The sequence below is a fragment of the Helicobacter ailurogastricus genome (genome assembly GCF_001282945.1).
Taxonomy (GTDB): domain Bacteria; phylum Campylobacterota; class Campylobacteria; order Campylobacterales; family Helicobacteraceae; genus Helicobacter; species Helicobacter ailurogastricus.
The window spans coordinates 303,102-323,588 of sequence record NZ_CDMG01000004.1; the positions used below are offsets into that span (position 1 = coordinate 303,102).

General features: G+C 48.3%; 20 protein-coding genes. All 20 read left to right on the forward strand.

Annotated elements, in window-relative coordinates:
• Position 1: 1 nt before the first annotated feature.
• The 20 genes from HAL07_RS04535 (at position 2) to HAL07_RS04635 (ending at position 19,492) form a co-directional block, all read left to right on the forward strand.
• A complete protein-coding gene (locus tag HAL07_RS04535; protein ID WP_053945261.1) occupies positions 2–1,285 on the forward strand; it encodes a phage replication initiator YdaU family protein in 1,284 nt (427 codons plus the stop codon).
• A 146-nt stretch (positions 1,286–1,431) separates the two neighbouring features.
• Positions 1,432–1,713, forward strand: a complete 282-nt coding sequence (locus tag HAL07_RS04540) for a hypothetical protein (RefSeq protein ID WP_053945262.1) — start codon at positions 1,432–1,434, stop codon at positions 1,711–1,713.
• A complete protein-coding gene (locus HAL07_RS04545; RefSeq protein WP_053945263.1) occupies positions 1,701–2,873 on the forward strand; it encodes an ATPase domain-containing protein in 1,173 nt (390 codons plus the stop codon). The genes HAL07_RS04540 and HAL07_RS04545 overlap by 13 nt, the downstream gene beginning before the upstream one ends.
• Positions 2,873–4,465, forward strand: a complete 1,593-nt coding sequence (dnaG, locus tag HAL07_RS04550) for a DNA primase (RefSeq protein WP_053945264.1) — start codon at positions 2,873–2,875, stop codon at positions 4,463–4,465. The genes HAL07_RS04545 and dnaG overlap by 1 nt, the downstream gene beginning before the upstream one ends.
• Positions 4,466–4,720: 255 nt before the next feature.
• The gene (locus tag HAL07_RS04555; protein WP_053945265.1) at positions 4,721–5,398 is read left to right on the forward strand and encodes a hypothetical protein; all 678 of its coding nucleotides are present in this window, start codon (positions 4,721–4,723) and stop codon (positions 5,396–5,398) included.
• Between the two features lie 11 nt (positions 5,399–5,409).
• Positions 5,410–6,609, forward strand: a complete 1,200-nt coding sequence (locus HAL07_RS04560; protein WP_053945266.1) for a phage capsid family protein — start codon at positions 5,410–5,412, stop codon at positions 6,607–6,609.
• Positions 6,610–6,732: 123 nt separating this feature from the next.
• Complete coding sequence (locus HAL07_RS04565; RefSeq protein WP_156295937.1) at positions 6,733–7,167, forward strand: hypothetical protein; 435 nt, start codon at positions 6,733–6,735, stop codon at positions 7,165–7,167.
• 1 nt (position 7,168) lies between these two features.
• Positions 7,169–7,495, forward strand: a complete 327-nt coding sequence (locus HAL07_RS04570) for a hypothetical protein (RefSeq protein WP_053945268.1) — start codon at positions 7,169–7,171, stop codon at positions 7,493–7,495.
• Entirely contained in the window at positions 7,492–7,911 is a 420-nt protein-coding gene (locus HAL07_RS04575) for a hypothetical protein (protein WP_053945269.1), read from the forward strand. The genes HAL07_RS04570 and HAL07_RS04575 overlap by 4 nt, the downstream gene beginning before the upstream one ends.
• The gene (locus tag HAL07_RS04580) at positions 7,889–8,485 is read left to right on the forward strand and encodes a hypothetical protein (RefSeq protein WP_053945270.1); all 597 of its coding nucleotides are present in this window, start codon (positions 7,889–7,891) and stop codon (positions 8,483–8,485) included. The genes HAL07_RS04575 and HAL07_RS04580 overlap by 23 nt, the downstream gene beginning before the upstream one ends.
• A gap of 579 nt (positions 8,486–9,064) precedes the next feature.
• Entirely contained in the window at positions 9,065–9,844 is a 780-nt protein-coding gene (locus HAL07_RS04590; protein ID WP_053945272.1) for a hypothetical protein, read from the forward strand.
• Positions 9,845–9,846: 2 nt separating this feature from the next.
• Positions 9,847–12,486 (forward strand): coiled-coil domain-containing protein, encoded by a 2,640-nt coding sequence (locus HAL07_RS04595; RefSeq protein ID WP_053945273.1) that lies wholly within the window; start codon positions 9,847–9,849, stop codon positions 12,484–12,486.
• Between the two features lies 1 nt (position 12,487).
• Positions 12,488–13,078: a hypothetical protein gene (locus HAL07_RS04600; protein ID WP_053945274.1), complete on the forward strand. Its 591-nt coding sequence runs from the start codon at positions 12,488–12,490 to the stop codon at positions 13,076–13,078.
• Entirely contained in the window at positions 13,075–14,619 is a 1,545-nt protein-coding gene (locus HAL07_RS04605) for a terminase family protein (protein ID WP_053945275.1), read from the forward strand. The genes HAL07_RS04600 and HAL07_RS04605 overlap by 4 nt, the downstream gene beginning before the upstream one ends.
• 154 nt (positions 14,620–14,773) lie before the next feature.
• A complete protein-coding gene (locus tag HAL07_RS04610; RefSeq protein ID WP_053945299.1) occupies positions 14,774–15,856 on the forward strand; it encodes an RNA-guided endonuclease InsQ/TnpB family protein in 1,083 nt (360 codons plus the stop codon).
• A gap of 135 nt (positions 15,857–15,991) precedes the next feature.
• The gene (locus tag HAL07_RS04615) at positions 15,992–17,284 is read left to right on the forward strand and encodes a hypothetical protein (protein ID WP_053945276.1); all 1,293 of its coding nucleotides are present in this window, start codon (positions 15,992–15,994) and stop codon (positions 17,282–17,284) included.
• Positions 17,284–18,132 (forward strand): hypothetical protein, encoded by an 849-nt coding sequence (locus tag HAL07_RS04620; RefSeq protein ID WP_053945277.1) that lies wholly within the window; start codon positions 17,284–17,286, stop codon positions 18,130–18,132. Before HAL07_RS04615 ends, HAL07_RS04620 begins: the two co-directional genes overlap by 1 nt.
• Positions 18,129–18,491: a hypothetical protein gene (locus HAL07_RS04625; RefSeq protein WP_053945278.1), complete on the forward strand. Its 363-nt coding sequence runs from the start codon at positions 18,129–18,131 to the stop codon at positions 18,489–18,491. The genes HAL07_RS04620 and HAL07_RS04625 overlap by 4 nt, the downstream gene beginning before the upstream one ends.
• Position 18,492: 1 nt before the next feature.
• Entirely contained in the window at positions 18,493–19,263 is a 771-nt protein-coding gene (locus HAL07_RS04630; protein WP_238374485.1) for a terminase, read from the forward strand.
• Between the two features lies 1 nt (position 19,264).
• Positions 19,265–19,492: a hypothetical protein gene (locus HAL07_RS04635; protein ID WP_053945279.1), complete on the forward strand. Its 228-nt coding sequence runs from the start codon at positions 19,265–19,267 to the stop codon at positions 19,490–19,492.
• Positions 19,493–20,487: the final 995 nt, after the last annotated feature.

Below are 20,487 nucleotides of genomic sequence, written 5' to 3' on the forward strand. Positions count from 1 at the left end.
CATGATTGTCAAAATCCACAACAACGAGCCCTTCACCCGCGTCTCCAACACCATCATCCAAAAGTGCAACTTGAGCGTGCAGAGCATGGGCGTTTTGCTTTTCATCAAATCCTTGCCGAGCAATTGGAAGCCCAACACCCCGCACCTTTGCAAGGCGTTAAAGCTGTCTTCGCGCACCTTGTGGAAATACATTAACGAGCTCATCGCCGCGGGCGTGTTGTCTATCTCTCGTTTGCGCCTCTCGTCGGGCCAACTTACGGACGAGTACGCCTTCATCTTCAAAGAGCCAGACGAGGTCCCACCGGACGAAGAGCTCCCACCAGCGGCCGCCCATCCCTTGCCCGCTGCTTGCGCTCCTGCTCCTGCTCCTGCCGTTCTTTTCGTTGGAGAAAAAAAAGAAAAAAAATACGAGGAATGGGAAGAAGTGGAGGAATCGGGGGAACTGATTAAAGAAAAACAGCTCGCCCCGGATTTCGAAATTTTAACAAAATTTTCAGAATTTCGAAAAAAACATATTGAGCCCTCTAACTTAGACAAGTTGAGCGTAACAGGCTCAACTTATGTTAATAGCGGGTCCTTGTCTGACTTTTTAGCGGCGGGGCAGGGAGTAGAAGTGGGGGGCGAAAACGCCGCCTCAATGCAAAAACCGTCAATGGGGCAAAATGCCCTAAAAAGTGCCACAAACCCCGCACACATCGAGGTTTCAGCCACACGTATAAATTTTGCGCCCTTAAAAAGAAACATGGAGAAAAAGAAACATGAAATCTCTTACGCGCATACGCGCGCATGTGAGGGAGGGGAGGGGGAATCTGCAGAATCCAAGCGGGGAAATGTCTGGTTAAAGGGTAGGGAGTTTGTCGTGGAGAGCCTAGAGAAGATCAAGCACATGGCCGACTCGTGTTTTAACTTCGATACCAGCACTTTAGAGCCGTTCGAGGCTCAAGCCTTCGAAAAGTTCGTCACTTACCGCCGTGAGCATTCTAAGCTATCCTACGGGGCTAAAAAGGCCATCTTGGAGCGGATGTTAGAGCTCAAGGCTAAGGGGGAGGATTTAGAGGCGTGTGTGGCCTATAGCATGCGCCGGGGCTATCGCGATCTGTTCCCTTTAATCAGTTCTAAAATTGAGCGCTTAGAGTCTGAGGACTTCAAACAGGACTTTAAAGCCAAGAAGGCTAAACGCATTTTGGATGGCTTGATGCGCAAATTCGGCTTTGACTACGACAATGCCGCGGATGTGCTCGATCAGGTTTGCGAGACCTATTGTGAAGAGTTTGAAGAAGACTAAACCCATTAAAATCCATACGGGGTCGTTCTTTTTAGAGCAAGGGATATTAGACCTTCTGGACTTTGTGGCCGAGATTGAGGGGCAAAGCCGGGCGGTCATTGTGGAGCGTGCTATGCGCTATTGTTTGTTGAAGAAAAGGAGAAAAGATGCCCATAGTTGGCAAAAATCAAAGAGGATTTATAAATCCCGCCCTAAAGCCCGTGCGCAAAAAGTTTATGGTCAGCCCCGGCATTGTCAGAAGTTTTCGCCGATTCGCTGCCATTTCAAACTTGAGTCAAAACGCCCTACTCAAGCGCTCCATCTTGGAGATGCTCGAGCAGTTGGCAAAAGAGAATTTGATGGTCTATGCCAAGCTTTTAGAGCAAAGGGGCTTTTTAGATGAGTGGGAGGGGTTATTGTGTGAGTTGGAGGGTGCATGGAAAAGTTAGTCGTCCATAGCCTCATCAATTTCCCGCAGGATTTAGAAGAATTCTTAGAGGGCATCCCCTTAGAGTTCTTAGAACCAGCCCATCGTAAGATCATCGATGCGGTGATAGATTTATCTAGGGACAAGCGTTTAATCACTAGGGAAACCTTGTTGTTGGAGCTGGGTGAGGGCTTTTGTCAGAGCCAAGACTTCTTAGAGGTGTTTAACGCCGATTGCACGCCCGATTACATCAATCTCAAGGAAGACTTTAAGAAGTTCCTAGCCTTGAAGGTCCAGCGCAAGCTGGCCAATGAATTGGCTAAGGCATCGCTCAACTCTGAGATTTACGATTTGGAGTTCATCAACCGCTACATCAGCATTGAGCCCTCCAAAAATGGCGCGCTCTTGTCTGAATACATCAAACGCTTTGCCGACATGCCCCCTCTTGCTAAGCTATCTACAGGCGTTAGTTTCTTTGATGAAATCTTGGGCGGGGGGTTTGAAGTGGGGCGCTTTGTGTTGGTTTCTGGGGACGCTGAGACGGGTAAAACTTTGCTCTGCCAGCAGTTCTTAGAGTTCATGGCGCTTGAGCACAAGGTGTGTTATTTTAGCTTTGAGTTTCCCGTGCGTGGCTATGTGGATCATCTCTTGCGAAGGAAGTTTTATTTCAACCCCGACAACTTGTATCTGGATGGGGATAGCCAGCACTTAAACGATTTAAGTGCGCGGATCAAGAGTCTAGCCCGCAAGGGTTTTAAGGCCTTTCTCATCGACTCTCAAATGCGGGTGATGGGTTATGGAGATGCCATCAATAGCAAGGAGGAATTTGAAAGCTCTAAATTCACGGTGCTTAGTTCTTTGGCGAAGTCTTTAGAAGTGCTCATTATCCTCATCATCCAAAACTCTAAGGACGATGAATTTGCCCCCTTTGGCTCTAAGAAGGGCAGCCATGAGGCAGACATCATGTTTAGAATTTCTAGGCTTAAGAAATTTGAGCTTAAGCGTTTAAACTTTGATGAAGAGCATGGGTTTTTGATGCGCAAGATCACCACGCTTAAGAATAAGCAAACCGGCTTGCAGACCTTTAAGTATTTCCGCATCGACCAAAAGAGCTTTAAATTCGTCCACATTGAAGGCAATAGAAAAGGCCAGCCCAGACTCTTTTATCGAAGGGAGGATTAATGCTCGTCATCCAAAACATTAAAGAGCTTAAGGAGTCTTTGGACATTGTGGATGTGATGGGAAAATTAGTGGATTTAAAACGCTTTGGCTTTAGCTATAAGTGCGTGTGCCCTTTCCACACCGAAAAGACTCCCAGTCTCTCCATCAACCCACAGAAGAAGTATTTTTATTGCTTTGGCTGTGGGGTTAGTGGGGATGTCATCACTTTCGTCCAACGCTTGAAGGGTTTAGAGTTTGTGGAGGCCGTTAAGCTTGTGGCCCAGCTTTCTAACTTCTCTTTAGAGATTGTCGAGGATGGCCGAATAGAGCCTTTAAGAGACGCCTTAGAGGCTTTGGCCTACACGGCCAATGTCGCCGCCATAGAGCTTTTAAACGCTGAAGACAATAGGGCTTTAGCGTATGTCCGCGCGCGCGGCTTAAGCACCCCTTTAATCAAGACCTTTAAATTGGGCTTTTGTAGCCTTAGAGTCGTGGAAAAGGTCAGGCAAGCCTTTAGTGTGGATGTGTTGCGGTTGGCGGGCATTCTCAATGAAAAAGGCCACTTCTCCATGCTTTACCGCCTTTTAATGCCGGTGATGAATTTTAGGGGGCAGGTCGTGGGCTTTAGCGGCCGCTACCCGGCAGAGAATGTCCCCCCCGAGATCATCCGTTACATCAACACCCCCGCCACCCCCCTCTTTAAAAAATCCTTCATGCTCTACAATCTCCACCAAGCCATGCCCTCGATTCTAGAGAAGAAGCAGGTTATCGTGTGTGAAGGATTCTTTGATGTGATGGCCTTTACGCATTTTGGTTACCCTCATGTCGTTTGCACGATGGGAGTCGCTTTTAGCGAACACCACTTAAAGATTTTAACCAATCTAGGCGTGGAGATTGTGTTTAGCTTCGATTCTGACGTGGCCGGCTTTAACGCCACGCTCAAAGCCTTAGAGATGTGTTTTAAGGCGCAGTATGGGGCTTGTGCTGTGGTCTATGCCAAAACCGATTTGCCTAAGTCTAAAGCCCTTAAAGATTTGGATAAGTTTTTGAAGAATGGCGTTAAGCCTAATCTATTCAAACAGGACGGCTGGACCTACTTTTGCCGTCATCATTTGCGTGCTGAACTTAGCATTGCCGATAAGGATAAGAATTACAGCTACCTAAACTCTCTTATCCAATCTTACCCTCCCTTCCTCAAAGATGCGTTTCTCTCCAAGTTGCAAGCTCTAGCCTCGGTTAAATCTGAAGTGTTTAAGACTTATTCTAAGAAACCCTCAATCCCGCATTCTAAATTCTCTTTGGAGGGGCGCATCTTGCTGACCATGTTAGAGTCTGAAGAGTTTAGATTCATCGTCTACAAAAACTTATCCACAGAAGATTTTGTGCTCAAGGAAGTGTTCTTAAATATCCTTGCAGGCAATTTAGATTCGCATCAAGCCCAAGCGCTTAGGTCTAAATTTGTCATGTTAGAGCCGAAGTATTGGCAGATGGCTTTAAGGCAATTTAAGGCGGCTGGTTTGAAAAGGTCGTTGCAGAGCGCATTAGATTCTAGGGATTTGAAGATGGTTTGGCTGTTGGATCAAAGACTTAAGGGTGTCAAGCGCGGGTTTTAGCAAAATTTTTTACGCCAACCCGTAGCGCAGCATAGCGCAGCGTAGGGTTGGCAATCAATACTATTTTAACTAAGCCCGGGGGGCTTGGGGGCGCTTGTTGTGGCCTTAGCGTGGCTTAAGCTGCAAAGTTAAAACGTTTCAGGGAACTTCTAGGCTTTTTAGGGCTAGCGGCGCGCTAGGGTCAGCGGCATTAACCCTTTAATTTTTTTTGGGTTTGTGCTTTACTCTTGGCGTAAAAATATTTAAGGGGTTGCGATGGATCACGAAAACCAGCCTGAAACGGCCGGAGCAGCTAAGGCTGCTATGACCGGCGCGAACGGCACGAGCGGGGGCGCAAACGAGGCGGCGAGCACAAACGGCGGGGCCACGAGCGGCGGGGCCACGAGCGGGGCCAACGAGGCGAGCGCGAGCGCCGAGGAGCTAGAGCTTGAGACCATCAAGCAAGAGCTCGCCCAAGCCGAGGCCAGCCTTGAAACCGACTTTGCCAAATACGCCGCCGCGCACATGGAGGCGTTCGAGCAGGATTTTTGGGACGACAGAGAGGCGTTTGTTAAGAAAATCCTAGAGTTGCAAAACCAATTCTTGCAAGACAAGCTGGGCGGCAAAATCCAGCGCGCTAAGGAGCTGCAAACCACCATCGCCGGCCAACAAACCACGAAGGACATGCAAGCCGGGCAAGAAGCCTTTTTGCAAAAAAACCCCGAGGCCGACATTGAGGCCATGGGGCGCTTTTACACCGAGGACTTGCCCCCCAAATACCGCCAACAACTAGACAGCCTCAGCGGAGAGGAGTTTTGGAATGTGCTTTATGAGCTTTACAATGCCTACACAAATGGAGTAGCCCAGCAAGAAGAGCCCTTGCCTAAACGCGTGGAGGGCAACCCCGCGCAAGCAGGCGGCGGCTCTCAAGAAATGGTGATGAATCGATTTTAGAAAGGATGCAAATGCTACAAGGATTAAACGAAATCAACATCGGCAATTGGAAGAATGACCCGAATGTGAGCGTGAAGATCGGCCAACAGATCGAGGCGGCCAGTTGGAAGAAGTCGCCCTTTGAGCCCTTGACGGGCAGAGGCAGCGATAGAGGGGTTAGGACTTATATAGTTGAGGATAACCAGCCCTACCGCCCGCGCCTAAAAGCGCAGCTTAGCGGGAGCGGGGTGAAGGGCAATACGGACTTTAATGTCAACTTTGACAATTTAGAGATTTTATGCCAAACGATTTACCCCGAAGTGGTGGGCAATGCCATCAAGAGCGAGATCAAGCACTATTCGGCCATGAAGCATATAGACTTCATCAAAGAGGCCAGCGACAGCTTGACCGAGTGGATTCAAGCCAAGAGAGATCGCGCGTTGGTGTGCGCGCTCAGCAATGACTTTACGAATGTCGTGGTGTGCGATGAGTTGCAGGGCTTTAAAAGCCCCGAAAAGCCCGCAAATGCCGTGAATTTGCATAAGGCCATTGCAGAGCTCACCAGCCAAATTAAAGAGGGCGATAAAATGAGCGTTAAGGCCATCCGCCGCGCGATTTTCCAAGCCAGAGCGGGCCTAAGGCATGACAACAAGCAAAGTTTCCCGCTCAAGCCCATAAGAAGCGAAATGGTCACCACGGGTGGGCTTAGCGTGCAAAATTACAGCTACATTATTCTCTTGGATAGTTTTGCCATCAACCAGCTTAAAACCGACCCCGAATACCAAGAAATCCAAAAATACGCGGGGGATAGAGGCGCGAAGAACGCCCTATTTACGGGCATTGTGGGCGTGATTGACAATTGCCCCATTTTAGACATGGGGGTTTGGACTTCTATGAATGTGGGGCTTTTAAACTCCGAAGTGGAAGATGCCGACTTTGAGGCCAATTTAAATAAGCAGAATGTGACGCGTGTAACGCCGCCTAGCACTTACGCGGGCGATACCCCCGTGTCTATTGGGGCTTTGATTGGGGCGAGCGCGTTGGTGCTAGCGGGCAACGCGTCTATCAACTTCTACATCAATGAAACCGAGGACGCGGGGCGCAAAACCATTTGTGGGGTCGATAGAATCTTAGGCATCAGCAAGGCGCGTTTTAACAGCGCGAACGGCGTTCCTAGCGTCTACGACAATACAGATTTTGCGGTCATAGGGCTTTTTAGCGCGAAGGTGTGAGTTTGGAAAGTCTTATCGAGAGTCAAGGCCAAATCAGTTTGTGCCTTGATTTGCAAAACAGCCAAAATTTTAAGGTTTTGCCCTTTGTGGCGTTAGTTTGTAACCCTAGCGAAAGGATGATTGATGTTGCAGAAAGTAAAGAATATCAGCTATTTATGCAAAGTGGCCTTTAATTTAGACGAAGAAAAAAAGCAATTGGCGATTCTGCCCGCAGGGGCCGAGGTCATCAGCACGTCTTTACAAATTGTGGAGCCCTTAGCCGGGTGCACCATCGATTTAGGCGTGGGCCAAGACCTCGAATATTTTTTAAACAATGTGGATTGCGCGGCTAAAGATGTCGCCGACACTTCCATGCCCTTTTGCGCGCTCAAAAACGAGGTGGTGGTCGCCACCATCACAGGCTTTAAATCCAAAAAAGAGGCCGAGACTAAGCCCGCCGCAGGGCCAGCCGACCCCAAAGCTCTCCCGGCCAAGCCCGCCGCTAAAGAAGAGAAAGACCCGCTATGCATCTTGCGGATGCATTACTTCTTGCCCTCTGAAATCACCCTAGAAGTCTAGCATGGCCGGTAGTTTTAATCTAAACCTAAGCCCCATGATGAGCAAGACGGCCATGGGAGTAGGGCTGGGGCTAGATTTTGTCAATCTTGGGATGGGTTTATTTAACACCATCCAAGGGGCCCAAAACGCCCAATCTCAAATTAAAGAAATGCAACGCGCCAACGACCTAGCCCGCCAGCAATTCATGGAGGAGACCAAACGCTACAATGCCAGAGAAGCCGAGCGGCTCAAGGCCAATGAGCAAATGGGGCAAAGCGCGCAACTCTATGACATGAGCGCAAACCCCCAAACACCAGCAGACGAAGCGGCGCCGATGGTGCGCGCATGATGCGTTTAGTGCGTTTTGAGGGCAGCGGGCAGGTGTTTTTAAGCTCTAGGTATGGGGCCATCAAGGCGCGTTTTAATGTGAGCGGCGCACACGCCCTGCCCATAAGTGATGCCAGCGAAATTTACACCTACCAAAACGCAAACGGGCTCCATCGTTTTAGCGTGTGTCCGGGCGAGGGGGAGCTAAACTACCTAGACTACCCCAAGCCTTTAAACTTCTATGCGTTGGATTTAACCCTTTTAGATGCCTATTTGGTGGGCGGGGCCTTCCCCCCCAATGTGGATTTAAGGGCCATGCAGCTTGTCAAGGAATTTTTAAGGGTGTATGATTGCAACATCTCTAAAAATGCCTTGTATCTGTGTCCCCCATTTTTTAAAGAAGTCGAGGAGGTGTATGTCCATGCTCTCAATGCTTGATGTCATCGACCGCATTAGAAGCCGTTTAAAAGACGACAATTACGACAATTTGCGTTTCAGCACGAATGAGATCATCGATGCCATCAACACCACTTGTACGGCCTTGATTTTAGAGTTTAAGCTCAACAAGTTTAAGAGAAACGAGCTGATCAGCCCGAAAAATCCTTACATCCAGTGTCATTATTTATTGGGGGTGGAAGAGGCGTTTTTCAACGCCAAGTATTTAGAAAGGCGGACGAGCGTCCCCCAACAAGAGGGGCAAGACTTGGCCCTACTCATTGAGGGCGATAAAATCAGCGTCACGCCCTTTAAAGCGGGGTTTTTGTCTGTGGTGTATAACTATTATGACCCCGTCAGTGGCGAGGATGAATATTTGCCTATGCCCGATCTGTCCATGAATGCGCTGGTCTATGGGAGTTTGGGGCTGTTGTTAGAAATCCCCACAGACGAGCAAAACATGCAAAAAATCGCCATGATTAAAAACCTTTACAAAGAGGCGAAAAACGTGCTCGCCCTGTATTTAAATAACCTGTATTCCAACAAAAACCTTTATTCTAAGGTCGTGCGTGTTTAGTTTAATCTTAGATTTTAAGAAAGTTGGATACAATAACCCCCGTGGTCAAGCCCGCCTTCACGGCGAGCCCCCCGAACGGGTTAGTATAGCGGAGTGGGTACAAAAACCGCTAAAACCACGAGGATTATTAACAATCTCATACGGGTTTCTCCTTTCTAAGGAGTTCCCCGCGTTCTCCTTTTCCCTCTCAACAAAGTTTAAAACTCTGCGATTCGCCAAGTACCCGAAAGTTAGCCCATATGGTATCCAGTGGCCTTATTATAGCAAAGTCTGTAGTTTAATCTTAGATTTTAAGAAAGTTGGATACAATAACCCCCGTGGTAGGCCCGCCCCTGCGGGCAGGCCCCCCTTAAAGTGGGTTAATATAATGGCTGCGCTAACAGAACCATTATTACCACGGTGGCTATTAACAGTTTCATGTTGGTACTCCTTTCTAAGGAGTTACCCGCTACTTTCCTTACCCACTCAAACACAGCTAAAGCTATGCGATACGCCAATTAGCGCAAAGAAGTCCCAACACTGTATCCAGTGGCCTTATTATAGCAAATTTGCCCCCCATGGCCTACAGGGGAAAATGGCATGAACATTAATCGCTTTATCCGCAATTTTTTAACCTTGAGGTCGGCTTTAGAGGAGCAAAATTTTAGCTCAAAAGAGCTCAACAACCTTTGCATGCAAGGGGCTTTAGAATACGAAAAATTGCACTTGCAAGAAATGCAACAGGGCTTAGAAGAGGCGAAATTAAGCCTAGAAGCCGCCCAAGTCAAGGCGAAAATCGAAATTGAAGCCAGCAACGCCAAGCACGAGCTAGAGCTTAAAAGGGCCAATGCCTTAAACGCTTTGATCCAATGCACCAGCATGCTTAAGAGCTTAAAAGACAACGCCGCCATCAACCGCGCGAATGCCTACGTGGGCTTTTTGCAAGTGGTCGGCAATGCGACCAACACGGCCGCCGTAACATCGCATGCGAGTAATGTGATTAGGACGATTAACCAAATTGGCATGGCGGGCACGAATGGGCGGTTAGAAGGCATATTAGACCGCCTAGCCGGTGAATTAAACGCCCTAGACCCCCTGCAAGATGTCCGCCAAGATGTGCAGGTGTTTGCCCAAAGTTTGGAGACCTTGCCCGGGCACCCCGTCAAAGTGTGGGGCATCAGTCTTTTAAGCAATTCCAAAGACAGCTTTAGCGTGGATGGCCGCCATGTGTGCGATGGGTCCAGCATGCTTTTTAACCAGAGCGCGCCGGGCACTTACGCCATCACTTTCACCAGCACAAACCGCGAGCACAGCGCCAGCAAGACCATTAATATCCAAGTCCAAGCCCAAGACCTGCCGACACAACATAAAAGGAGCTAGCCATGGCACAAGATGAGGATTTGCAAGAATTAAAAGAGCCCCAACAAGAAGCCACAGAGCAAGAGCAAGAGCCCGAAGCCGTCAGACTCACAGCAGAGGAGAAAGAGGCGCTAGAGAAGCAACAGGCGCTACAGAAGGCAGAGGAGGAGCTTAACTTTATGCGCGTGGCCTTAGCCACTTTTGAAAACGACCTTAAAGAGGGTTCAGAGGTTTTAGAAAACGCTAAGGCCCAAAACCAGCAGGCCAGCTCACGTTTGCAAGATTTAAGCACCGCCCTAGAGCAGGTCAAAGCCGGGCAAACTAAGGCCGCCCTAGCGTTAGAAACCGCCAAACACACGCGCCCTTTTGACACTTTAGAGCAGTTGCCCCTCCCGCCCGATTTGCAGGATTTAACCCTAGATTTACCCACCACAAAAGCCATTCAAGAGGATTTTATGCAGCTGCTAGAGAAGTCGTTAAACCAGAATGACGATTGGCGGCAGCAAATTTATTTGAGCTTGCAGGGCGTGCATCGCATTTTAAGCAGTTTTCAGGCCTTGAAGGATTTATACGCTAAAGCCGAGCTTTTAAAACCCGACCTTGAAAGCGGGGTGAACTTTGCCAGCGCGCAAGTCGATTACGTCAAAACTTTAATTGACGACTATAACGCTTACTTCGACCAATTCAACGCCATCATGATCCGCAACAACGGCATGATTGTTAAGAATTTTGATCTAGTGTTGGAGCAGATCGAGATCGCCAAGAAGCTTTTAGAGCGCGTAGGCAAAGACGCTCAGGGCGTTTTGGCGATGAAATCGATGGTGCAAGAGCTTTTAAAGAAGCTAGAGAGCATGGACGATGTCAAATTAGAGCTTGTAGAGACCAGCAAGAAAGCCCGCGTCTATGTCCAGCAGATTAAAGAGCTTGGCAAAGAGTCTTTAAGCAGCATTAAAGAGACCACCAACACTGCCATTAACAACATTGGCACGATAGAGGCGGACATCCAAACCAAGCTTTTAGCCAAAAGGACGGAAATTTTAGAGGAAATCGATGGGCTAAAAGAGGGCATTGAGGCAAAAGCCAAGGAGCATTTAGCCACAGTGCAGACCAAGCTAAACGACTTTGAAGTGCAGGTTTTAGCCAAGCTAGACGAGGCCAAAGCAGGCGTTCAGGCCGTGGTGCAAATTAGGGACTACTTAGAAGCCATTAGGCAATCCGTGCAAGATTCTTTTGACGAAAAGCTAGATGAATACAACGCCAACGCCCAGCAAAAGCTAGAACAATACAACCAAACTTGCACAGACAAAACCACCGCTTACAACACGAACCACGAGCAAAAGCTAGAGCTTTACACCACGACCGCCGATGAGAAGCTAGAGCAATACAACCAAAACGACCAAACCAAGACCACCGCCTACAACCAAAACCACGAAGAGAAGCTGAAAATCTACAACGACAACGATGCCCAAAAATTCGAGGAGTTTAACCAAAACGCCGATAGAAGGCTAGAGCAGCACAACACACAAGCGGATTTGAGGCTAGAGGAATACCGCGTCAATGACATCCAAAAGCTAGAGGAATACAACCAAAACCACCTAGCCAAGCTAGACGCGTATAACCAAAATGCCGACCAACACGCCGCCGACTTTGAGGCCAACAACACGGCCAAAATCGAGGAATTTAACCGCCACACCACCGATAAAATCCAAGAATACGCTAAGGCCGCCGATGCCAAGTTAGCCCAAGTCAGCCAAGAGGTGGAGTCCTTTAACACAGGCAACATGGATAAGCTAGAGGCGTTTAAAAACACCATCGACACGAAAATCCAAGCCTACAATGAGAATGCCGATCAGCACACAAAAGAGTTTGACAAAAACGCCACAGAGAAACGCACCAGCTTGACGAGCCTAGCCGATGAAAGGCTGAGAGAATACAACGCCAACCACCTACAGAAAATGGCCGACTACGATGCCAATGACGACCAAAAGTTGGAAGAATACAACGCCAACCACAATGCCAAGTTTGCCAGCTTTAACGAAAACGCCCGCTTGAAGTTAGAGGGGGTGCAAGCCGAAATCGACCGCTTAAACGCGCCCAATATCCAAAAAATCGAGGGCTTTAGGCAGCGCGTGGATGAGGAAATTTTGCGCTTTAGCCAAGAGGCCACGCAAAAGCAAAACGCGCTAGAGACCTCTTACACCCAAAAGAGCACGGCCTTAGAGGGCAACTACAACCAAAGCCACACGCTCTTAGAGCAAATGCAGGCCAATATCCAAAAGAAATACGATGACACGAACGATAGCTTAAGGCGGCTTAAGGGCGATTTGATCTTAGAGATGAGTCAAAAGAGCGTGCTTGCCCCCATTGAGGACTTGCAAAAGCAAATCGACACCATGAAAGCGGGCTCCACCTATGGCCGGACACCTTTCACATGGGTTTATTGGGAGAGCGGGTGGCACAATTGGCAAGTCCCCACGCAAATTCTTTACTGCTTTTGCTACATCCAAGGCGGCTATACAGGATTTAGCAGTTTTGGAAGCTATGTCAGCGTGAGTGCTAGAAAAAGCCGCGCCTTGTTTTTAAATTTGCAGGGCGGGCAGAGGGTGCAGGTGAGCGTGGGCGATGGGGGCATTGTGCATTTATCTTATAATTTAAGGACCTAACATGGGACCCGACATCAGCGCAGGGCGGGGGGCCGTGTCTGTCTTGGCGCAAAACATCAGCAACTTAGCCCAAGCGCACAGCCATTTAGCCAATGTGGTGAGCTCCACACAGGGGCACTTAGCCAACATGGCCAACAAATACCACAATTTAGCCCTAAGCACCGCGCAATTTAGTTATCAAAAAGAAAAGGACGCTAAAGAGCAAGAACACCGCGCGGCGCAATTGAGTCTAGAGCAAGCGCGTTTGGATTTAGCCAACCGCCAACAAGATATAGCTAAAGAGCAATGGGAAAAAACCTTTGGCTTTAACCAACAGCAGGCCAAGCGCAACTATGGCCTAGCCAAACAACAAACCGCCGCCGATGTGGGCTTGAGATGGGCGCAAGTGCGTAATCTCAACGCGGATACGGGCACAAAGGGCTACATCTTAGGCCAAAGTGCAGACCCTAGCGTGATGGCGCTTGGCAATAAACTACTCACGCAAGCAGGCGGGGGCTTTAAGGGCAACAAACCTGCCTTGAAAAAGCCTTTAGAGACCTTGAAAGACCCCACTAAACCGCCCGCTTTTGATAACCCGATGCAGAGGCCATAGTGCAGGATTTGCGTAGAGAATTGGCCTTAAGAGCCCTAGCCCAAAGGGATTTTTACACCTTTTTAAAGCTCAAATGGGCGCGTTACAACCTCGCTCCTTTCATGCAAAGTTGGCACATCAACTATCTTTGCAAAGTCCTAGAATGCACCCAGCCTAGCACCGCCGCAGGTGAGCTCATCACCCGTTTAATGATCAACATGCCCCCCAGTTATGGCAAAACCGAGATCATTGCCCGCTCCTTCATTGCGTGGAGTTTGGGGCTAGATCGCGTGCGCAAATTCTTTTACATCAGCTACAGCGATGACTTGTGCCGCAAAATCGCTAACCAAGTGCGCGACTTGATGAAGTCCAAATTTTACGCGCAGGTGTTTCCCGAGCCTTTAGAGTTCTTGCAAGACAACGCCCAAGAATTCGTTTTAAGAGAAGGCGGCGGGCTGTTTGTTACGACCCTTAAGAGCGCGTTAACGGGTTTCCACGCGCACCAAATCCTCATAGACGACCCGATTAAGGTTAGCGAAATGTCGAGCAAAACGGCGGTAAAAAGCGTGAATGCGAATTTTAAAGAGAGCGTGTTAAGCCGTTTGCAAGACAACGAGAGCAACATCACGATCTTAATGCAGCGGCTAGGCTTGAATGATCTTTGCGGGTTTTTGCAAAGCGAAAGAGAATTTGACGAGGCCACCATTGCCCAGTGGAAAGTCGTTAAATTGCAGGCCTTGAATGAAAGCGCCCAAACCTACGCCATTAAAGACTTCAGCTATGAGCGCCCCGCCAACGAGCCGCTGTTTGAGGCGCGCCACAATTTAGAGGAGCTAGAAGCCTTGCGTTTGCAAATGGGAAATGACGAGTTTAGCGCCCAATACCAGCAAGAGCCCATCTCCACCAGCGGGGGCTACTTTGACGAGCAGTTTTACACCCACATTTTTACCCACGAGGTGGGGCAGGCCAACACCTTTATTTTTGTGGATAATGCCGTCAGTTTAAAAGAAAGTGCCGATAACCGCGCGGTGGTGGTGGTGGCTGTGGAGAATTATAAGGGGAGCGCGCGCTATGTGGTGGTCGATTGCTTTTGTGGGGTGTGGAGCGAGGAGCAGACCATGGGCCATATTTTGCAGGCCAAAGCCGAGCACCCCGAGGCCAAAACCTACATCGAGAGCGATGGCGGGGGGCTGACCTTGCACCGCCTTTTAATGGTCGAGCTGGTGAAACACAACCAAAGGGCTAAAGAGCTTGGCGGCGCGCCTTTAAACGATTTGATCTATTGCTACACGCCCAGCCGCAAGGTCAGCAAAGTCGATAAGATTAAAGCCATGCGCCCTTTTTACAACACGGGGTTTTTGGTGTTCGCGCACAATTGCCACAACCAAGAGCAGATCAAAAAAGAGCTCTTTAGCTTCAACCCGGATAAACCCTTTAGACAGGACGATTGCATCGATGCGATCGCCAGCGCGCTTAGCCACCCCGAGGTTAAAGCCCCCATTGCCAGCGCGCAAAGGGTCAGCGCCGCCCCCGCCTTTAAACGCCGCACGTGGCGTATCTAAGAAAAGAATAAGGTTTTTTCAGTTAAAGTGCGTGTGCTTCATCTTTGCTTTGCGTGGTGTGATTTAGCAACCGCGCCGTCCAGCCCCTAGCTTTAGCTATGGGGATATAAGGCGCATGCTCTTAAATATCACTGGAGTTGTGTATAATGCCCTCATGTTAATCGCCTACAAGCAAAAGCTCTACAATTCAAGCAAAAATAAGCACATCGGCAAACTTCTGCGCCTTTATGGCATTTGTTATAACCATTGTATCGCTTTGCATAAGAGATACTACAAGCTCTACAAGAAACATTTGAGTTTTTATACCTTAAAAAGACACATCACCAAACTAAAGAAAACAACACGCTTTGCTTTTTTAAAAACTCTAGGCTCGCAAACCTTGCAGGAGTTGGTAGAGAGGATAAACAAGGCTTATAAGAAGTTTTTTAAGAAACAGGGCAGACCGCCCCGCTTTAAAAAAATACACTCTTACAAATCTTTCACATTTTCGCAATGTGGTTATAAAATCCAAGACAACATCATCTCTTTTAATGGCTATGCTTTTAAGTTTGTCAAGACTTACGACCTTGTAGGCAAACCCAAGACCTTAACCATTAAAAGAGATAATCTAGGCGATTATTTCTTGTGCCTTGTATGTGAAGTGCAAGATAACCCTAAGCCCGCAGGCGGTAACAGCGTGGGGCTGGATTTTGGGTTAAAAACCTTTCTCACCTGCTCTAATGGCACGCAAATCCCATCGCCTTTATTTTTCTCTAAATTCTTGCCAATGATGCGTGCTTGTAGTCGCTCTCTATCCAAAAAGAAAAGAGGTAGCCATAACCGCCTAAAAGCTAGACTAAGACTTGCTAGATTGCATAGAAAAATCAAAAACCTAAGAACAGACTTTTTCTACAAGCTTGCCAATAGCCTATCTAAGCAATACGCCACTATTTTCATTGAAGATTTAAACCTGAAGGGTATGGTTAAACTTTGGGGGCGCAAGATTAATGATTTGGCTTTTGGTGAGTTTGTGGCTATCTTGGAGAGAAAAACCCAAGTGATCAAGATTGATAGATTCTATCCTAGCTCTAAGACCTGTTCTAGTTGTGGGAACATCAAAGAGGATTTAAGCCTAAAAGATAGGGTTTTTCATTGCCACTCTTGTGGTTTTTCTTTGGATAGAGATTTGAACGCAAGTGTGAATATTCATAGAGTGGGGGCATCCACTCTTGGAGTAGAGGCTGTAAGACCCGCCTAGCGGGCTAGCCTTGATGATCCCGCAATCCCCTAGCTTTAGCTATGGGGAGTATGTCAACACCGCTCTTCTTAACCCTTTTCAAAACCCCTTCAAAATGTTATACATCAAGGTCCTTAAGTTATTTGGAGGTGTGCGTTGCAACTTTACAACAAAATCCAAGAGTTCATCCAAGCCAGCCAAAAGACCAAACAAGAGAGCATCGCCCTTTTAGAGCAGGCCCGCACGACCTTAAGCGCGCATTTAGACGCACGGCTTAAAAGGGCGATGGACCAGTTAAACGGCCAAATCGCCGCGATGATCCAAGAGCAGATGCAGGCTTTAAGCGTCCAAGAAAACCTGCCTAACATTGTGAGAGAAGAGGCCATCGCCAAGTTAAACGACCTAGAGGCCAACATCCAAGCGCAGATCGTGAGTCGCTTTTTAAACAGTGTGGAGAAACGCCGCCTAGAGGAGCGCATCCGCGCGTCCTTGCAAGAGCCTTTAGCCCAAAGTGTGGCCCAGTTCAAACAAGCCTACCAGCAAAGAGCCCTAGAGGATTTAAACCAAATGGCAAGCACCCTTCAACGCGACTTTGAGGAAAACGCCAAGCCCCTTATTTTGCAAGGGCTCAAAGAAGAGGCCAAAAGCGGCGTGGAGGGCGTGTTGCAAAAGGCTAGGGAGGGTTTAGAGCAACGGGCGGCAAAGCTGCTAGAGCGCACGCAAAAACAGGCCCAAGGAGATTTAAACGCCTTGAAAGCCACGGCCTTAAATGCCATGCAAGAGGCGTGGGAAGCAGAGGCTGGCGGTGCTTTAGAAGAGGCCAAGTTTGCGTTTAAGGCCGCGTTTGCCAACTTTAAAGAGGACATGCAAAGGGAAGTGCAGGCGGGCATTTTAAACGAGGTGCAAGAGGCCAAAGACCTAGCCCAAGCGCAGCTAGGCGCGCACATGGCCGACTTTGTGGCCCAAAATGAAAGCTTTATGGAGTTGGTCGAGCAGCGTTTAGGCGAAGCGCTGCAACAAGATTTTAAAGAGCTCTTAGAGGACACGCTAAGCCGCTTAGACACGGAGTTTTTACGCGAAAAGCGCGCGCGGTTTTTTTCTCAAGTGGAAAAGGACTTAGACGCTCTACTCATCGCGCATTTAGACAACACGTCCAACACGAAATTTAAATTTTTGGCAAAAGAGTTTTTCCAAGAGACCAATAACATGCGGCTTTTTAGAGAAATGCAGCTAGAAGCCCAGTTGCACTTAACGAGCTTGATTCAAAGCCACGCGCTTAAAATATTAGAGGAAGAAACGGGTTATTTGCGCCGCAAGAAATTAGAGGAATTGGAGTTTAACAACCAACTACGCATGGGCTTAAAACGCCAAGAGCTCATCAAAGCGGGCATCATTGAGGAAAAAGAGTTTAAAAGAAAGGGCACGAAAGCCCACTTGGTGGATAGATAATGGGGACCATTTCACAATTCGCGCACACAGCGGGGACTTTATTAAAGCCCACAGATGAAAACTTAGCAATAGGGGCCACGGCCACCACCCGCCTTAGCAGCGCCCTAGAGGACACGCCCGATTTGAGTGGCTACCTTAAAGAAAAGCCTAGAGAGCAAACGCCCTCGCCAGAGCCAGAGCCACAGCAAGAGGAGGCTAGAAACTTACCCAGCACGGGCATTGCCGATTTAGACAGGCGGGTCAAAACGGGGGATTTAAACATGTTTGACTACTACTTAGCTAAAAATTATTTGGGCGTGGACTTAAACGCGCAGGTCAACGGCACGATGGAGTTGCGCCAAAAAATCGCCAATCGCACCCAAGCCACGCAAAACATGTACCAAACCCTCAAAGCCCTAGATTTGGGCGATGGCTTGATTCACAAATTCCAAGACAATAGCGGGATTTACAGCGGGCTAAGGCGCAAATTAAACGAGATGAGTAGCGGCATTATCGGGGTGAATGCCAACATGGCGGAGTTTATGACCGCGATGGGGCAATACGTTTATTCTCTAGCTAGTGCCATCAATGGGGGGGGCAAGGTCACCAATCAAGCCGTGAATGACGCGCACAAGATCATCGATGCGGGCTTTCGGGGCAAGGAGGAAAACACCGCTAGAATGGGCGAGGCGCAGAGCATGCAATTAAAGCTTTTATTGCGCCAAATGGGCGAGGTGCAGGCCTTAGGGGGCAAAGTGCCTAAGGAGGTGCTAGACGCGCTGCATAAATACCGCCAAAAGAACGCCTACATCAAAGAAACGAACGGAAAAATCGACAAAGACACTTATAGCAAAATAGGAGCGCCATGATGGGCTTTATTTTCCAAACAGACAACGCTTACGATTGGGGTTATGCCAACAACACCAATAAACCCTTTGATCTGTTTATTTGCGTGGAAAGCCACCCTTTCAACGGCAGCAATGGGTGCGCGATTAATGTTAGCACGAGCGATGGGCGTTACTCTTTAAGGGTGTCTGGGGGGACATCAAACGACTATGATGAGGAATTCTTCAATTACCGTCATCATCAGGACCGTAGAATTCACTATGTAGGCAAAAAGCGGGCGTTTATCCTTACTTTAATGCCCGGGGTGCGCTTAAGTGTGTTGGAAAGATGGGATGGCGTGCGCTCAAGTTGGACTTTATCGGTGTTTAAATTGGAGGATTAACATGGGTAGAGCGCCTTTATATGCGGACAAAAAAGACGCTGTCCGTCAAGTCTACGAAACCACCAAAACCACCCACGCCCAACTTTCTAAGGAATTTGGCGTGCCCTATGGGACGATCGCGCGCTGGGTGTTGGCCGAGGGGTGGAAGCGTTTATGCCCCGAGACTTACAAGAAGAAGAAAGCGGAGGCAAAGGCCTATTATGAAACCCACGATGTGGACTTTAAAGAGTTGGCAAAATTCTTTGAAGTGAGCGAGGGGACGATGAAGAAATGGGCGCAAGAGGAGGGCTGGGAGCCTTGCAAGGCGCGTAAGGAGGTGGAGGTGGAGGTCATCACCGATTCCATGCTAGATCACAGCATCGACACCTTCATCGGGGCGAAAAAGGAGCAGATCAAGGACAGCATTCGCGAGCGTTTACAAGATGCCGATCTGGATCCCATTGTCTTAGAAGCCTTGTTAGAAACTTCTAGCGATGAGTTGTTGATGAAGGCGATGAATTTAAACTACATCAATAAAAATATCCTTTTAAGCGCCATCATTGCCAAAGATGAATTGATGCGCATGGTCCGTTACAACGCCAACAACCCTAAAGGCAACCCCGTCATCATTGCGGCGGCCGAGAAGGTGGCAAAGATGTTTGCCGACTTGAAAATTAGCCTCTTTGGCAAGGAGCAAAGCACGTTGCCCGCCCATAAACCCGACAACGACTACAGCAAAATGACCACAGACGAGCTTTTAAAAATCGCCAACAACTTAGAAGAGGAGAATTGATGTGCGTTTGTGGCTGGTGCCCCTGTTGTTGCTTTTAAACGCCTGCAGCCCGCAGGTGGTTTATCAAAAGGTGTATTTGCCTACGAAATGCCAAGTGGTTAAAGCCACTAGACCTTCTAAAGATTTAGACACCCTAGAATACCTACAAGAGCTGTTAATTTATATAGAAATTTTAGAAAAGGATTTAGAACACTGCACGCAAGAGCAGCCCAAAGAGCAGCCTAAATAGCCCACTTAAGGGGCGTTTTGTTAAAATAGAAAATTGGCACTTTGTCGTTACTTTAAGGCGATTGGCATCCTGCAAATGGGTTTTTAACTTGTTTGTGTAGGGGGACGGGGTGATGCGGGCAAAAAACGCATCGCGTTTTCTCCCGAGAAAGGAGATAACCGATGGCTAAATTGCTAGTAATCCTAGCTTTTGTAGTTGTCTTCGCGGAACAACTGCACTAAGCCCAAATACAAGCGTTTAACGCTTGCGCCGCCTTAAAGGCGGTGGGCTAATGCTAGGGTTATTGTGCCAAACCATCGCTGAATCTTTCCCATGTCTTTAAAGCCCCTAGACCTTCTAAAACGCGTTGCGTTTTCTCCCTAAAAGCTTAAGGGGCATTTGGTAGAATAGAGTATTGGCACTTTGCCGTTACTTGTGGCGATTTGGCGCACTGCAAAATAAAGTTTCTTGTTTTTGTGTAGGGGGCAGGGTCAAGTAGCGGGTTACTCCCTAGAAAGGAGTAACGGCAATGCATAAAATGCTGATAGTGTTAGCACTTGTGGTCGTTTTCGCCCAACGACTGCAATAAGCCTTTAGCAGGTGCTTTTCACCTAGCAGGTGCTTTTCACCTAGCAGGTGCTTTTCACCTGCCCCCGCATTTGCGGGGAAGTGCTGGCGCTATTGTGCCAAACAATCCCTTAATCTTACCTATGTTGCCATCTGCTAAACGCCGTTGCGTCCAGAAAACGCCTTGCGTTAGGCATTTTAGCGTTAACCCTTGTAGGTGTTGAGAGCTTTTGCTATAGTGCGCTTGTTCTTCTTACACAATGAACAAGCCCACTAGAAGCCGCAGGAAAACTCCAGTCTGTTAAGTCCTAGTGGGCGGGGTGCAAATGAAAGACTTTAGCCAACTGCAAAGAGATTTTAAAAAAGACCAAGACAAAGCGCTTAAATCCATCCAAGAATTTAAACAAGCCAAGGCCTACTACCATGGCAACCAACTCCCCCCAGATGTG